The organism is Mesorhizobium sp. M8A.F.Ca.ET.218.01.1.1, assembly GCF_004791165.1.
Lineage (GTDB): Bacteria > Pseudomonadota > Alphaproteobacteria > Rhizobiales > Rhizobiaceae > Mesorhizobium.
On record NZ_SRUZ01000003.1, the window covers coordinates 729,606 to 744,511 of the forward strand.

A 14,906-nucleotide genomic window follows, 5' to 3' on the forward strand; every position below is an offset into this window, starting at 1 on the left:
CGGCCGTCTCCAGCGAGACGGCCGTCGTGCTGTTTAGGAAGCCCTGGCGCGGCGTGGCTGTCTCAGATGCTTGATGCCGCCCATCTCGACGAAGTTGGTCGCCGATTCCCAGAGATAATCGCCGTAGAGGAAAGGCTCGAAGGGCTCGGCGCCGTCCAATGGCAGAGGCGATATCTCCGCGTCGACGCGCGGCTCGTAGAAGAACGGGATCGAGAACCGCGTCGTTTTGGGTGCAATGACCCGGTGCCGTGTCGCGCGCACGCGGCCACCGGTCCAGCGCTCCAGCAACTGGCCGAAATTAACCGCCAGCGTGCCATTGGCTGGAGGCACGTCGATCCATTCGCCGGCGAGGTTCTTTGCCTGCAAGCCCTCGACGCCGTCCTGCGCCAGCAAGGTGACGAAGCCTGAATCGGCATGTTCGCGGCCGATGATGGTGCGCGTTTCGCCCTTGTGGGTCACCGAAAACTCCGGCCCGCTTGTGTCGACGCCGGCACTGGCGTCGCGCAGGGGATAGCGGATCAGCCGCAGCGTCGAGATGCCACCAGCGAAATAGGCATCGAAGATCGTTTCAGGCAGGCCAAGCCCGCGTGCGATCGACCGCATCAGCATGGTGCCGACCGTCTCCATCGCGCGGTAGTAGTCGGCCGCGGCGGTGCGCCAGCCGGGCAAGGCATTTTCGGCCGGTAGTGGTGTCGGCTCGCACAGGGGATCGTCGGAGGTCGAGACTCGCGCCGCATCGGCAAGGTCCGGCCCCATGTCGATGCCTTCCTTGTAGGAAACGGCTTGCGGCTGCAGCGGAAACCAGCCGCGGTAGAAATTCTTCTTCGTGTGATCGAAATTCCAGCGCAGCAATTCCTGCTTGCCGGCATCGGGAAGCGCAAAGATACGCAGCAATCGCGCGCGCTTTTCCGGCGTCAGCCAGTCATCGCCGGGAAAATCCCGGACCGCCAGGAAACCGATGCCTGCCGCGGCAGCCATGATCCTGGCGTCGGCGCGGTCGCGGGCGGGCGAGGGCGGCCCGAACAGGTCCGCAATGCCGATTGTTTCGATGTCCGGTGTCATCACGGTCCTGCCGCATCACGATAATCGATGACCTTGTATCAAAGCTTTTCAATTGACCCAATCGGCGTCGCCGCTACCTTGCCGCCTGTTCACTCCACCAACGGATTCAGGCGATGGCAAAATACGAAGGCGGATGCCTGTGCAAGGCGGTGCGCTACCGCACCGACGCCGACCCCATCAACGAGCGCATCTGTCACTGCCGGCTCTGCCAGAAGGCGATCGGCGCGGCCTTCAATGCGCGTGTTCTGTTCCGCATCGACGATGTGACGGTCGAGGGCCGGTTGGCCACGGTCAACACCTCGCCGGACCTCAAGCGCGGGTTTTGCCCGAACTGCGGCACAACGATGTTTTCGCGGCGCGATTCCGCCGGCATCATCGGCGTGACCACCGGTTCGCTGGACGACCCGTCGTTCTTCAGGCCACAGATGCATATGTGGACCGCCTCGAAACAGCCCTGGGTGATGCTTGACGACGGCTTGCCGCAATATGAAGGCGCTCCGCCGGCCTAGCTTCCTCCTTCTCGTCAACAGGACGACGTGCCCCGGGATGACCAAAAATTAATCCAAAGAGACACGCGATAGCCGGCAAAGCGTCATTGGCGGGCCATCTTTGTCACCCTATCTATGCGTCGCGGGCCCGGCATTCGAGGAGACGACGGATGAACGACAGCATCAGCACCCTGGACGAGCTTTTGAGCGATCCGATGGTCCTGCTTGTGATGGAGCGCGACCGTGTGCGCCCGGAACAGGTGCGCATGCTGCTTGAGCGGGCTCGCCGGCCTTCCCTCGATGAACCGGTTGTCCCGCCGGCGCATGTGATCGCCAGGACCTGCCAGAAACTGTGGCTGTGCCCCTGAGTAGCCTTGCGATCTTCCATGAACATCATTGGCCGGCCCGTGGGCCGGTTTGGATGCGGGTGGCGCGGCCCGCAAGCGTATTGCAATGTGTCCGCCGCCACGCGACGCTATGACGCCCGTTCGGGCCGCCAGCTTACAAATCCGTAAATTGATTCTGCGCCGCATAGCGGTATGGCTTGCCCGGCATTGATCGCCGCCGATCGTGCCTTCGCAAGTCCGATCCCTCCCGCATGGAACCGACATGGCTGATATCTGCACGCAAGGCGTCGACACGGGCTTTGTCGGCCTTGGATTTGCCAAGGTCGCTTTCCTCGGCCTTGTGCAAGGCATCACCGAACTGCTGCCGATCTCCTCGACCGCCCATATGCGCATCGTGCCGGCTGTGCTTGGCTGGCAGGACCCGGGCTCGGCTTTCTCCGCCGCCATGCAGCTGGCGGCCCTTGCAGCGGTGGTCAGCTACTTCTGGGGCGACGTGAGGGATCTCCTGTTTGGATCACTCGATGCCCTCACGCGCCGCGATTTTGCCGACCGGCATTTCCGTCTGGCGCTGTGGATCGTGCTGGCGACGATCCCCATTGTCATCGCCGGCGTGGCGCTCTCGGGCGTCCTCAACACCTGCAATTCGCCGTTGCGCAGTCTGAGCGTGATTGGCTGGGCCTGCATCGCCATGGCGGTCCTGCTGGCGCTGGCCGAGATTTTCGCCCGCCACAGGCGCACCGTGGGCGAAGCGTCGCTCGTCGACGCGCTCCTTGTCGGCGTCGCCCAGGTTGGCGCGCTTATCCCGGGCGTCTCTCGCTCTGGCTCGACCCTGACGGCGGCACTGGGGCTTGGCTTCAAGCGGGCGGAGGCTGCGCGTTTCTCGTTCCTGCTCGGGCTGCCGGCGATCGCGCTCGCCGGCCTCAAGGAATTGTGGGAACTGCACAAGGCGCATCTCGACGCCCATGGATGGTCGGTTCTGGGCGTGGGACTGCTCGTGGCCTCGATATCGGCCTTCTTCGCCATCTGGGGCCTGATGCGCGTGCTCGAACGCTTCTCCGCCTGGCCTTTCGTCATCTATCGCGGCGCGCTCGGGGTCGTCCTGCTGCTCGGCGTGGCTATGGGATGGCTAGCCTAGGCCGAACCGGCACGCTTGCGGTGTTGCGCTGCTGCAACCGCCTGGAGCGCATCAACCCATGCCCGAAGATGTGATCGGACGCCTTCATTGACTTCGGGCAATGTCCGCCCTTAACGTTCTGTTAACAAAAAACAGATGGCGGAGCCGCATGGCATCCTCGTTGGGTTTGCGCCGCAAGGCGAAGGGGCTGGGGCTTGCGATTGCCCTGATTGCTTTCTGTTCGGCGGCGAATTCCGCCTACGCGGCTCCCGCTTCCATGGTCATCGGCGGCTCGACCTCGCAGCCGATCGGCCACTATGATTTTTGCAAGATCCATGCCGCCGAGTGCTCCATCCGTTCACCCGACAGCGAGCCGGAACAGATGACTGGCAAGCTGTTGCGGGAGATCAGTGCCGTAAACCTTTCGGTCAACACGCGCGTCAAGCCGATGAGCGACATGGACAATTACGGCAAGGAGGAATGGTGGGCCTATCCGGACAATGGCTTCGGCGATTGCGAGGATTACGCGCTGGAAAAGCGGCGTGAGCTCACCAGCCTGGGCATCGCCATAGCCAATCTCCTGATGACGGTGGTTCGCAAGCCGGATGGCGAAGGCCATGCCGTGCTGACGGTACGCACCGACAAGGGCGACTTCATCCTCGACAATCTTGTCGACAAGGTTCGTCTCTGGAACCAGACGCCGTATCGCTATCTGAAAAGACAGGCGAGTGACAACACCGGGCGCTGGGTCTCCATTCTCGCCGGCGAAGAGAAGCTGGTCAGCGCCGTCAAATAGCCGTCGCGGGCCGTCCCCGGGCCATAGTCCACGCTTCCCCTGAGCAAATCCTTCATCGTACCGGCAAGCGGTGCTATCCACGACAACTCGTTGGAACCGACAATCCGGAACGCGCATGGATTTTTTGACACTCCTGCATTCGGCGCCCTTGTTGCTGACTTTGGTCAAGGCCGCGTTGCCGCACGCGCTTGCCACGACAATGGCGTTCGGCCAGTGGTTCGCTTCGGTGCCGCCGTGCCGTGACGTCGCCTTCGAGGCCGGCAGCTTTCTCGTCTGCGAGGTCGATCCAAAACTGTATTCGATCGAACTGTTCTGGAAAGATCAGGGCGGCAAGCCTTTTCAGTCGCTGCACAATCTCGACAACGCCCAGCGCGCGGCCGGCCGTACCATGCTGTTTGCCATCAATGCGGGCATGTATCACCCCGACCTCAGGCCGGTCGGCCTCTATGTCGAGCGCGGCCGGGAAATGGCCGGTGTGAAGACGGGATCGGGCAGCGGCAATTTTTCGCTGCAGCCGAACGGCATCTTCTATATCGGCGGCGGCAAGGCCGCGGTGCGGGCGACCAGGGACTTCGTCAGGCAGCGGCCAGCCACCGACTATGCAACGCAATCAGGGCCGATGCTGGTGATCGACGGCCAGCTTCACCCGAAATTCCGGTCCGACGGCACGTCGCGCAAGAGCCGCGATGGCGTCGGGGTGCGAAAGGATGGCGTCGCCGTCTTTGCCATCTCGAATGGCACGGTGACATTCCACGCCTTTGCCCGCCTGTTTCGCGACGCGCTCGGCTGCGACAACGCACTCTTTCTCGACGGCACGATATCGAGCCTGCTCGCTCCGGCCATTGGCCGCAACGACGACTACTGGAACCTGGGGCCGATGATCGGCGTCTTCAGGAAACGAGGCTGATGCATGGCGCCACCCCCTAGGTCCGGGCATCGCGCCTGCCGCGCAGTCTTATGACAATGACGGCCACGATGATCGCCGCCGCTATGGCCGCCATCACCGCCAGCCCGAACAGGCTGGTCGCGTCGAGTTCGGGCAGGCTGTCGGCCCCTTTCGCCACCAGCCAACCAGGCGACAGCACGACCGGCGCCCAGATGATCGCCGACAGGATGTTGGCGATCTGGAAGCGGCGTCGGTTCATGCCCATCATGCCCGCGACCAGCGGTACGGTGGCGCGGACCGGGCCGAAAAAGCGGCCGACGAAAACCGCGGCGAAACCGTAGCGATGGAAGAACAGGCGCGCCCTGGCGATCTCGCGGCGATAGCGGTTGAGCGGCCATTTGTGGACGACGCCGCGCCCAAGCCATTTGCCGAGAAAATAGGAGATGGTGTCGCCGAGCGCCGCACCGATCATCGCGGCGAGGAGAACGGGCAGGGGTTGGACGATACCGGCGCCCACCAGGCCGCCGACGATGATCAGCACCGTGGTGCCGGGCAACAGGATGCCGACCAGCACCAGCGATTCGCCGAAGGCCAGCAGCCCGACCACGAGGCCCGCCCAGGCCTGATGGTTCTCGATGAAACAAACGCTTTGGTCGATGAACGACTGCACGCAAGCTCCTTTTGAAAGTGTTCCTCAGCTGCCGCTGTCGAGCAGGCTTCTGAGTTCGTCGAGCTTGTCGTTGACGAGCCAGCCGCGTGGCCCGGCGCCTTTTCAAGAATTTTGGGAACGCCGGCGCAAACGCCGCATACCGTTCTCAACAGCCACATCATGGCGCTGTCAAGGCTTGGCCGGCCCGCCGCCGGCGACTGTCTGAAAGGGGCCACAGCTATGGTAAAAAACTTGATTCAAACTTTATTGGTAATTTCTCGTTCATAACTGGTCTGGTTGTCCGTCGGCCGTCGCCTTCGGTCTGTTGTGTTTGAGTACAGGTCCAGATGCGGTTATCAGGCGTCATCAGTTTCGTGATCGCATCGCTGTGCCTTGCCGGCTGTTCGTCGACGTCGGGCATGGACGCGCTCGACATGCAGAAGCCATCCAATGAAACGACCAGTTCGGTGGTGCGGCCAAGCGCGCCGATCGCGTCCGTTCCGGTGGCCAGGGCAAACGCGGCGCGCAAACGGGTTGAGGTTGCGTCCGCGGACGACACCGCTCGCCCCTTTGGCCTGGCGGAGGAAGAGACGGTGGCGTTTCCCGCACCCGAACTGCCAGACAGTGTCGAGCCGCCGATCGAGGAGGCTGCCCTGGTGTCGCCACCGAAGCTGTTGTCGCGGGCGGCACCGGCCATGCTCGCAGGACCGGTCACGCGCTACGGCTTCCGCGATGCCAAGCCGATCAATTTCGGCCGCTCGTCGCCCCGTCACCTTGCCGTGCACGGTGTCGACGTGTCGCGCTGGCAGGGCGACGTGAACTGGGAAAAGCTGCGCGCCCAGGGCGCCAACTTCGCCTACATCAAGGCAACCGACGGCGGCGACCATCTCGATCCGATGTTTATGAAGAACTGGCGCGGCGCGCAGGCCGCCGGGCTGAAGCGTGGCGCCTATCATTTCTTCTACTGGTGCCGTACCGCTGGCGAACAGGCCGACTGGTTCATCCGCAACGTGCCGAAGATCGATGGTGCGCTGCCGCCGGTGATCGACGTCGAGTGGAACGGCGACTCCAGCTGCCAGCGCCGGCCGTCGCGCGAAAAGGTGCTGGAGAAGATGCAGGTGTTCATGGACAAGCTGGAGCGTCACTACGGCCAGCGGCCGATCATCTACACGTCGCCCGACTTCTATCGCGACAACCTTCAGGGCGCCTTCCCGGACTATCCCTTCTGGCTGCGTGCCGTGGCCCGGCATCCGTCGAAGGTCTATCCCGATCGCAAGTGGCTGTTCTGGCAGTATTCCGGCTCCGGCCTGTCGCATGGCGTGACCGGTCGCATCGACCTCAACGTCTTCCATGGCGATGAGCGGCAATGGCGCGCCTGGGCCGGCGGTGGCGGCCGGCAGATGATGGCTGACGCGGACTAGGCAGCGCGACTAATGGGCGCGCGAGCCGGAAGCTTCGCCGCGGGGCGCCTTGCCCGAGTGCCGGCGCGATTCGTCGAACGTGGCGAAGGCCAGAATCCCGGAAAATAAGCCGAAGCTGATCAGGACCGCCGCGATAACCATGATGTCGTAGCTGGGCACGTCCGTTCTCCGTTTGATGATTGCCATTGCCGGAGAAGACAGGATGAACGCAGGCAGGGCCTTGATCTGAGTCAACCAAGCCATTGAGGCGGCGCGCGATCCATTCATTGCTGCGATGGACAGACCTGGATTCGAATGCCCGGACCGTCGCCATGCGTCCGTTCAAGGCAATCCCACCGGGGTAACGAGCGGAGATGGCGCGCCTGGGCGGGCGGCGCGGGCCGGCAGATGATGGCCGACGCGGATCAAAGCGCTGGTTCGGATTCTTATTGCAGCTGAGCGCTGCGGCTGTTGCGTTCCTCGCTCAGCCGCAGCGCCGTCCTCAACCCCATGATCTCGGAAATCGCCGCGTCGATCATGGCCAGAAGCGTCAGCGTGTCGTGCTGGCTTGGATCGGCCCTGACATAGGCAAGCTGGTTCACGATGTCCTTGTCGTCGTCGGCTTCGTCGTTCATGTCCGTCTCCCGACTTGCAGCCTCGCGAAAGTTCCCGGCCCTTTTTAAGCCGATCGCCTCAGTCGTCAAATTACGCTTCAGCAATTCAGTGCGCGTGAGGCGCCGGCATTGGTGTTTTGCGAATAAGCGAGACATTGCCGCCGCGGTGCTGTCTAGTGCCGGTTCCTGTACTCCGGGGGGATCAGGGTGGAGCTCCAATTTCTGCTTGTCGGATTTGCCTGCGCGGTCGCCGGCATGTTGTCGTTCATCACCTTCGTGAAATGGCGGGAGGTGCAGGCCCTCAGCCACTGGTTGCCGACGCCGGGAAAGATCATTTCGTCGCGCGCCGAGGCGCGTGAGGTGAGAGTCTCGGGCGTTGGCCCGGACAGCAATGACACCACCGAAATCCGCAATTTTCCGGCGATCACCTTCGAATACAAGGTGGGCGGCAAGACATTTCGCGGCTCGCGTTACAGTGTGAAAGAGAATTTGGGAAATTTCGAAGTCGCTGAAACCCTGGCGCAGTTTCCGCGCGGCGCCGAGGTGACTGTCTTTTACAATCCGGCCGATCCGAGCAAGGCGGTGATCGAGCGCACCTTTCCCGATGGCGCCTTCAAATTCATGGCCAAGCTGTCGGCGGGACTGGTGATCGGCACAGTGGTTCTGGTGTTTTCCGTTGGCGGCGTCCTGGAGGGGATCAGGCCGCATCTGGCCAAGCCGCAGAATCTCGGGGCGGCGGCGCTGCTGTTGTTCATGGGCCTGTTCGTCCTGCGCATGGGTTTCGCCCAGAAGGCGCTTGCCAGGCAAGCGGTGCAATGGCCGGTCGCCGCCGGCCGCATCGATGCGTCGGGCCTGCAGACGATCCGCGCCAATGGCAGCTATCGCTGGCGCACCGTCTTTCGGTCGCGCATCGTCTACAGCTATGGCGTCGCCGGACAGCGCTACAGCGCCGATCGTGTCACCTTCGGCGTCAGCGTGACGGCCTCGCTGCCCGGCCTCGTCAGCGGCCAGGCCAGGCGCTATGCCGAAGGCAGCAAGGTCGACGTGCACTATGACCCGGCCAATCCCGCCTCGGCGGTGCTCGAATGCCGGGTGCGCGGGCTCTGGCTGCTGTGGGTTTGCTCGCTGGGCTTTCTCGGCGCCGCCGCCTGGCTGGTCGTTTGAGGCGCGCCTGCTTTCATGACGAGGCATTCAATGATCACTGGCAAACCGGCCTTGTTCTTCCTGGCTCTGCTCGGCGCCGTGCAGGCAGCGAGCGCAAAAGAGTGTCTGTTGAGCCACGCCACCTATCGCGAGCCGCGTTCGGGTGCGGTCATGCAATTCCGGCCGCTCCACAATGAGCCGGCAGCGCTGACGGCCGAAGTGTTTTCGCTGACCGTGCCGAAGACCGATATAAGCCTGCCGGCCGACATCACCTGGACCAATGGCAGGAATTCATTTCCGCTCGGCACTATCCGCCACACCTGCACCGACGACGACCGCGAGGCGGGGCTGGAGGATGGCAGCGGGCTGTGCCGGATATGGATAGGCCAGGTCTATGCCTTGACCGGAGGCGGCGCCGAGCAGCTTAACTCGCGCGAAGCGACGCCGGCGCCGAAAGGGCTGTTGCTGCCTGATTTCGGCGCTGCTTTCACCGAATTTGCCGACTTCGCCAAAGCCAATCGGAACGGCTCGGCATGGGACGCCTTCACTTTGGCGGGATGCAGCGATGAATAGCGTCATGAGATCGTTCGCTTGGGCCTGCGCGCTGTTTGCATCAGCGACGATATCAGCTGCAGCACATGCGGATGAGCCCGCGCCGTCGCGCCCGCCGATCGACAAATGCGTCTGGGAAAAAATGACCGACAAGACGGTCGGGCTGGCCGCCTGGGTGCAGCGCTGCGATTTCGGCTTCCGCCAGATCCATTTCGAATTCGTCGGCAACGCACTTGCCATCAAATACAGCGATGGCGGTGCGGCCGATCCTCTGGTCGAGGTGTTCGACATCAAGTCAGGCGAAACCGCCGAAGCCGCAGTGCTACGCCTGTTGCTGGAAAAGACCGACAAGGCCGTCAGCGCCCGCTGTGTGCTGGCGCCCTACACCGAGGGCACCGTGCCCGTCGGCGTCAAACGCTACACATTCAGCCCTAATGCCGCCTATGCGAAAGAGCTGAAGGCGCTCGCCAACCCCGACGAGGTTCCCGAACCGCCTTGCGGCGACTGGGGCGAAATGCCCGACGGCATCCAGTATTTCGAGGTGCCGGCGGGTGAGGGGCGGAAAGTGCTGTTCGTCCGCATCGGCCAGGACGAGCCGTTGTTTGACGAGCAGACGTTGCGGGTGTTGCCGGCGGGTTAGGCGCCGGCAGTCAAAGTGCGATCAGGAGTGCCTCTTGTCTACTCCTACAATGGGAAGGGATTGGGCGCCGGATGGCGGCAGTAGCATCACTGCTTTTTTGCTGGCGGCTGCCGTATCCTTAGCATTTCAATTCGTTTTGAAATTAGAGCCGCTGCCGAAGCGATATTAGTAGGAGTTCCGGTAAGCTGCGAAAGTCTGTGGATGTCTCGGCGGTACTCAAAAGCCACAAATGGCGGAACTAAGAAGTTTCTCGCGAATATATCGGCCTGATCCTCGACACTTTCGAGGGAGTTCATGTTTGTGAGTTGTGGAGTGTAGCCCAGAAGATCTTTCTGTTTAGCTCCATCTATATGCGCATGCAAAAGCAGGTGTCCTAACTCGTGCGCAAGTATTCTGCGGCACTCTTGATCTCCATCGCAAGCACTATCGTAGATTGTCTCTCTTACAAAGATGCGCGGTGGGTCATTCGTCGCATATGCGGTCTTATCCAGCTCAATATCTCGCCGAATCATCAATTTGAAATCGGGTAGAATCTCTTTCAGCTTAAATTCTAGGATTTCAATTATATCAACGTAGAGTTTGTCCGATATGCCGAACGAGCCTCTAAATTGGCGGGCACGTTCGGCGATGTCGAGTTCACTCAGCTTTTCAGAATTAAAGCGATCCAGGGACTTCATCGTATCCTCCTGGCCGCGCTGTGGTTTAGGCCTTCGGTCGTGGACGGGCCTCGGCGGCTACTTGCGGCTTCGGGCCGAGCATAGCGATCAGATACTCATGCGGCACCCCAAAAAGTGCCGCGAGCTGATCCAGAATGTGATCTGTCGGCCAAATTTCCCCGTTTTCCACACTGGTGATGTACGCACTGCCTGCGCCAATGAGCTTTCCGAGTTGATTTTGTGACCACCTCTTCTCGCGGCGGGTGCGTTCAATGAAAGCCCCGAATTTTTCTGGACTGCCGTTCTTCATGAAAGTCTCCTAGGATTCTTCGCCCGACTCTCGGTTCTCAGCTGCACCCGCTCGTGGCGCCGCACGTATCGCACTTCTCGCAAGTCCCGTTCCTTACCATGGTGAAATTCTGGCACTCGGAGCAGGAATTGCCGGTGTAGCCCTGGAGCAATGACTTGGCGCGGCGGTCGGCCGCGAGTTTCTTCGCCTCGGCTGCTTCCTGGGCCGCCGTGTCGGTGAACAGCGCCGCGGTGGTATCGGTCGAGGCATCGGAGGCCGCTTCCTCGAAGGCGATGTCCTCGGCCAGTTCCTTGGCCCGCTCCTCATAGTCGCGCTTGTAGGCGATCGCCTCGTCGCTCGCCGGCTTCAACGCCAGCACGTTGGAGCCGGAGAAGGCCGTCGGCGCCGAGCGGGTAGGGCTGCCGGAGCCGGCAAAGCCCTTCGGCTCGCTGCCGCTTGCCCTCGACACCAGCTTCACCGGCGAGCCGCGGGTCAGGCCCTTGGAGACGGCGTCGGTCTTGCCTTCGCTGATGCCGCGGCCAAGCGCTGTGTTGGAGAAGTCCGACTGGTCGACATGGGCGAGATCGTTGCGGCCGAGATAGGAGATGGCCAGTTCACGGAACACGTAGTCGAGGATCGATGTCGCGCTCTTGATGGCATCGTTGCCGATGACCATGCCGGCCGGCTCGAACTTGGTGAAGGTGAAGGCGTGCACATATTCGTCGAGCGGCACGCCATATTGCAGGCCGAGCGAGATCGCGATGGCGAAGTTGTTGAGAAGGCCACGCAGCGTGGCACCCTCCTTGTTCATGTCGATGAAGATCTCGCCGAGACGGCCATCGTCATATTCGCCGGTGCGCAGGAAGATGGTGTTGCCGCCGATCTTGGCCTTCTGCGTATAACCCTTGCGGCGGCCGGGCAGCTTTTCCTGCTCGCGCGACACACGCTCGATGATGCGCTCGACGATCCGCTCGGTGATCTGCGCCGCGCGCGCCGCCGCCGGTGCCTGGATCAACTGCTCGACCGCATCGTCCTCGTCCTCCTCGCCATCGGCGAGCAGCGAGGCATTGAGCGGCTGCGACAGCTTCGAGCCGTCGCGGTAGAGCGCGTTGGCCTTCAGCGCCAGCTTCCACGACAGCATGTAGGCGCTCTTGGCGTCCTCCACCGTCGCGTCGTTCGGCATGTTGATGGTCTTGGAGATGGCGCCGGAGATGAAGGGCTGTGCCGCCGCCATCATCTGGATGTGGCTGTTGATCGAAAGCGAGCGCTTGCCGATCTTGCCGCACGGGCTGGCGCAGTCGAATACGGCGAGGTGTTCGGCCTTGAGGAAAGGAGCGCCTTCCAGCGTCATCGCACCGCAGACATGGATGTTGGCGGCCTCGATATCCTTCCGGGAGAAACCCAGCGCCGGCAGCATTTCGAACGAGAAGTCGTTGAGCTGCTCGTCGGTGAAGCCAAAAGTCTCCTTCACCCAGTCGGCGCCGAGCGTCCACTGGTTGAAGACGAACTTGATGTCGAAGGCCGACTTAAGCGCGGCATTGAGCGCCGCGATCTTGTCGTCGCCAAAACCCTTGGCCTTGAGCGAGCCGGGGTTGATCGCGGGCGCCTGGTTGAGATTGCCGTGACCGACCGCATAGGCCTCGATCTCGGCAATCTGGCTCTCGGAGTAGCCCAACGTGCGCAGCGCTTCCGGCACCGCGCGGTTGATGATCTTGAAATAGCCGCCGCCGGCGAGCTTCTTGAACTTCACCAGGGCGAAGTCGGGCTCGATGCCGGTGGTGTCGCAATCCATGACCAGGCCGATCGTGCCGGTGGGCGCGATCACGGTTGCCTGCGCGTTGCGGTAGCCATGCTCCTCGCCGAGTTCGATGGCGCGATCCCAGGCGGCCTTGGCGTGGGTGGCCAAATCCTGCTGCTTCAGGTCCGACGCCACGAGAGGCACTGGATTGACCGCGAGTTTCTCGTAGCCGTCCTTGTCGCCATAGGCGGCGCGGCGATGGTTGCGCATGACGCGCAGCATGTTCTGGGCGTTGCGGTCATAGTCCGGGAAGGCGCCGAGCTCGGAAGCCATTTCCGCCGAGGTGGAATAGGCGACGCCGGTCATGATCGCGGTCAGCGCGGCGCAGATGGCGCGGCCCTCATCGGAGTCGTAGGGAATGCCCGAGGTCATCAGCAGGCCGCCAATATTGGCATAGCCGAGGCCGAGGGTGCGGTAGTCGTAGGAGAGCTTGGCGATCTCCTTCGACGGGAACTGCGCCATCATCACCGAGATTTCGAGAACCATGGTCCACAGCCGCACGGTATGCTCGTAGGCAGCGATATCGATCGTGCCGTCGGCATTGCGGTAGGGAAGCAGATTGATCGAGGCGAGGTTGCAGGCCGTGTCGTCGAGGAACATGTATTCCGAGCACGGGTTGGAGGCCCGGATCGCACCGGCGGAGGCGCAGGTGTGCCAGTCGTTCATCGTCGTGTTGAAATGCAGGCCGGGATCAGCGGAAGCCCAGGCGGCGTAGCCGATCTTTTCCCAGAGGTCGCGAGCCTTCAGCGTCTTCAAGACCTTGCCGTCCTTGCGGGCGGTCAGGTGCCAGTCGGCGTCGGTCTCGACGGCGCGCAGGAAATTGTCCTTCAGCGACACCGAATTGTTGGAGTTCTGGCCCGAAACGGTGAGGTAGGCGTCAGAATCCCAGTCAGTGTCGTAGGTCTTGAACGACATCGAGGTGTAGCCCTGCTTGGCGAACTGGATGACGCGGTAGATATAGTTTTCCGGCACCGCCGACTTCTTGGCCAACTTGATCTCGCGCTTCAGCGCCGTGTTGATGGTCGGATCGAAGCAGTCGTCGTCATGGCCTTCGCAATTGACGCAGGCCTTCATGATCGCTTCGAGATGCTTCTTGACGATCTTGGAACCGGTCACCAGCGAGGCGACCTTCTGCTCTTCGTTGACCTTCCAGTCGATGAATTCCTCGATATCGGGATGGTCGGCGTCGACGATGACCATTTTCGCCGCTCGGCGCGTCGTGCCGCCCGACTTGATGGCGCCAGCGGCGCGGTCGCCGATCTTGAGGAAGCTCATCAGGCCGGACGAGCGGCCGCCGCCGGACAGCTTTTCGCCTTCGCCGCGCAGCAGCGAGAAGTTCGAGCCGGTGCCGGAGCCATATTTGAACAGGCGCGCCTCGCGCACCCACAGATCCATGATGCCGCCCTCGTTGACGAGGTCATCCTGCACGCCCTGGATGAAGCAAGCATGCGGCTGCGGATGCTCGTAGGACGACTTCGACTTGGTCAGCTTGCCGGTGAAGGGGTCGACATAGAAGTGACCCTGGCTCGGACCGTCGATGCCATAGGCCCAGTGCAGGCCGGTGTTGAACCATTGCGGCGAGTTCGGCGCGACGCGCTGCGTCGCCAGCATATAGGCAAGCTCGTCGCGGAAGGCGCGCGCGTCTTCCTCCGACGCCTTGAAGTAGCCGCCCTTCCAGCCCCAATAGGTCCAGGTGCCGGCCAGCCGGTCGAAGACCTGGCGGGCGTCGATCTCGGAACCATAGCGCTCGGCTTCCGGCAGCTTGGCGAGTTCCGCTTCATCGGCGACGGAGCGCCACAGAAAGGAGGGGACGTCGTTCTCCTCGACCTTCTTCAGGCGCGCGGGGACGCCGGCCTTGCGGAAGTATTTTTGGGCCAGGATGTCCGCGGCGACCTGGGAGAACTGCGCCGGCACATCGATGTTGTCCAAGCGGAACACCACCGAGCCATCCGGATTCTTGATCTCAGAAAGCGCCTTGCGGAATTCGATCTCCGCATAAGCAGATTGGCCTGGCTTGGTGAAACGACGCTCGATGCGCATTGGTCCGATCCCTTTTGTCCATATATAGCGCTTTCATCAGGGGATTTCTGCCCCCAAAAGACGAAACGCGCAGTCCGCCGTTTGCCGGCATTTCGAACAATGCCGGCATCTCCACTTCGCGGGCGCGGCCACGCACACGACAAATCGCCTTGCCGGGCGTTTGCCGAAGCTGCCAATCGACCCCGCGGGTCCCTCAAGACTGAATTTTTCGATTCCCTCACCCGAGGGAAATTCACACTATCTAGCGTCGAACCTAGCTGCAAACACTAAATATAGTATTAACAGACAATTTATTCCAGTCCGACAATTCTCCCTTTCGTCGCCCCATCACCCCACGATCCCAACGCTTTCGCCGGCCTCGTAAACAGGCGAAAATGCGGGCAAAACGCACATAATCCGGGAAAAAGACCGGGCTCAGAACTTTCCGGTCGC

The 14,906-nt window shown here is 62.1% G+C and carries 16 protein-coding genes; 9 read left to right on the forward strand and 7 right to left on the reverse strand.

Features of this window, described 5'->3' with window-relative positions; genetic code table 11:
• Positions 1–33: 33 nt before the first annotated feature.
• A complete protein-coding gene (locus EN861_RS14780) occupies positions 34–1,062 on the reverse strand; it encodes a 2OG-Fe(II) oxygenase family protein (RefSeq protein ID WP_135864177.1) in 1,029 nt (342 codons plus the stop codon).
• Between the two features lie 113 nt (positions 1,063–1,175).
• On the opposite strand from EN861_RS14780, the gene EN861_RS14785 reads away from it, so the two are divergent.
• The 5 genes from EN861_RS14785 to EN861_RS14805 all read left to right on the forward strand — a co-directional run bounded on the left by EN861_RS14785 (position 1,176) and on the right by EN861_RS14805 (position 4,714).
• A complete protein-coding gene (locus tag EN861_RS14785) occupies positions 1,176–1,571 on the forward strand; it encodes a GFA family protein (RefSeq protein WP_127276120.1) in 396 nt (131 codons plus the stop codon).
• A gap of 149 nt (positions 1,572–1,720) precedes the next feature.
• Positions 1,721–1,918, forward strand: a complete 198-nt coding sequence (locus tag EN861_RS14790; RefSeq protein WP_127276118.1) for a hypothetical protein — start codon at positions 1,721–1,723, stop codon at positions 1,916–1,918.
• Between the two features lie 241 nt (positions 1,919–2,159).
• Positions 2,160–3,032, forward strand: a complete 873-nt coding sequence (locus EN861_RS14795; RefSeq protein ID WP_127276116.1) for an undecaprenyl-diphosphate phosphatase — start codon at positions 2,160–2,162, stop codon at positions 3,030–3,032.
• 148 nt (positions 3,033–3,180) lie between these two features.
• Positions 3,181–3,807: a transglutaminase-like cysteine peptidase gene (locus EN861_RS14800; RefSeq protein ID WP_127276114.1), complete on the forward strand. Its 627-nt coding sequence runs from the start codon at positions 3,181–3,183 to the stop codon at positions 3,805–3,807.
• A 115-nt stretch (positions 3,808–3,922) separates the two neighbouring features.
• Positions 3,923–4,714, forward strand: a complete 792-nt coding sequence (locus tag EN861_RS14805) for a phosphodiester glycosidase family protein (RefSeq protein WP_127276112.1) — start codon at positions 3,923–3,925, stop codon at positions 4,712–4,714.
• A gap of 16 nt (positions 4,715–4,730) precedes the next feature.
• Here EN861_RS14805 and EN861_RS14810 read toward each other — a convergent pair whose 3' ends face one another.
• Positions 4,731–5,363 (reverse strand): DedA family protein, encoded by a 633-nt coding sequence (locus EN861_RS14810; RefSeq protein ID WP_127276110.1) that lies wholly within the window; start codon positions 5,361–5,363, stop codon positions 4,731–4,733.
• A 326-nt stretch (positions 5,364–5,689) separates the two neighbouring features.
• Between EN861_RS14810 and EN861_RS14815 the strand changes: the two genes are divergently transcribed.
• Positions 5,690–6,763 (forward strand): GH25 family lysozyme, encoded by a 1,074-nt coding sequence (locus EN861_RS14815; protein WP_135864179.1) that lies wholly within the window; start codon positions 5,690–5,692, stop codon positions 6,761–6,763.
• A 9-nt stretch (positions 6,764–6,772) separates the two neighbouring features.
• On the opposite strand, the gene EN861_RS14820 is transcribed toward EN861_RS14815, so the two are convergent.
• Together EN861_RS14820 and EN861_RS14825 are read right to left on the reverse strand one after the other, a co-directional pair.
• A complete protein-coding gene (locus EN861_RS14820; protein WP_210235185.1) occupies positions 6,773–7,006 on the reverse strand; it encodes a hypothetical protein in 234 nt (77 codons plus the stop codon).
• Positions 7,007–7,188: 182 nt separating this feature from the next.
• Positions 7,189–7,377 (reverse strand): hypothetical protein, encoded by a 189-nt coding sequence (locus tag EN861_RS14825; protein WP_127276106.1) that lies wholly within the window; start codon positions 7,375–7,377, stop codon positions 7,189–7,191.
• 186 nt (positions 7,378–7,563) lie between these two features.
• Here EN861_RS14825 and EN861_RS14830 point away from each other — a divergent pair, with 186 nt between their 5' ends.
• From EN861_RS14830 to EN861_RS14840, 3 genes are all read left to right on the forward strand, one after another.
• On the forward strand, positions 7,564–8,520 hold the full coding sequence (locus tag EN861_RS14830) for a DUF3592 domain-containing protein (protein WP_245464271.1): 957 nt from the start codon (positions 7,564–7,566) through the stop codon (positions 8,518–8,520).
• Positions 8,521–8,550: 30 nt separating this feature from the next.
• Positions 8,551–9,072, forward strand: coding sequence for a hypothetical protein (locus tag EN861_RS14835; RefSeq protein ID WP_127276104.1), 522 nt, complete (start codon positions 8,551–8,553; stop codon positions 9,070–9,072).
• A gap of 121 nt (positions 9,073–9,193) precedes the next feature.
• Positions 9,194–9,691 (forward strand): hypothetical protein, encoded by a 498-nt coding sequence (locus tag EN861_RS14840; RefSeq protein WP_245464270.1) that lies wholly within the window; start codon positions 9,194–9,196, stop codon positions 9,689–9,691.
• A gap of 86 nt (positions 9,692–9,777) precedes the next feature.
• Here EN861_RS14840 and EN861_RS14845 read toward each other — a convergent pair whose 3' ends face one another.
• Genes EN861_RS14845 through EN861_RS14855 form a run of 3 tightly spaced genes read right to left on the reverse strand, consistent with a single transcriptional unit; the run spans position 9,778 to position 14,474 of the window.
• On the reverse strand, positions 9,778–10,368 hold the full coding sequence (locus EN861_RS14845; protein WP_127276102.1) for an ImmA/IrrE family metallo-endopeptidase: 591 nt from the start codon (positions 10,366–10,368) through the stop codon (positions 9,778–9,780).
• Positions 10,369–10,393: 25 nt separating this feature from the next.
• The gene (locus EN861_RS14850) at positions 10,394–10,657 is read right to left on the reverse strand and encodes a helix-turn-helix transcriptional regulator (protein WP_127276101.1); all 264 of its coding nucleotides are present in this window, start codon (positions 10,655–10,657) and stop codon (positions 10,394–10,396) included.
• 37 nt (positions 10,658–10,694) lie between these two features.
• Entirely contained in the window at positions 10,695–14,474 is a 3,780-nt protein-coding gene (locus tag EN861_RS14855; RefSeq protein WP_127276100.1) for a vitamin B12-dependent ribonucleotide reductase, read from the reverse strand.
• Between the last annotated feature and the right edge of the window lie 432 nt (positions 14,475–14,906).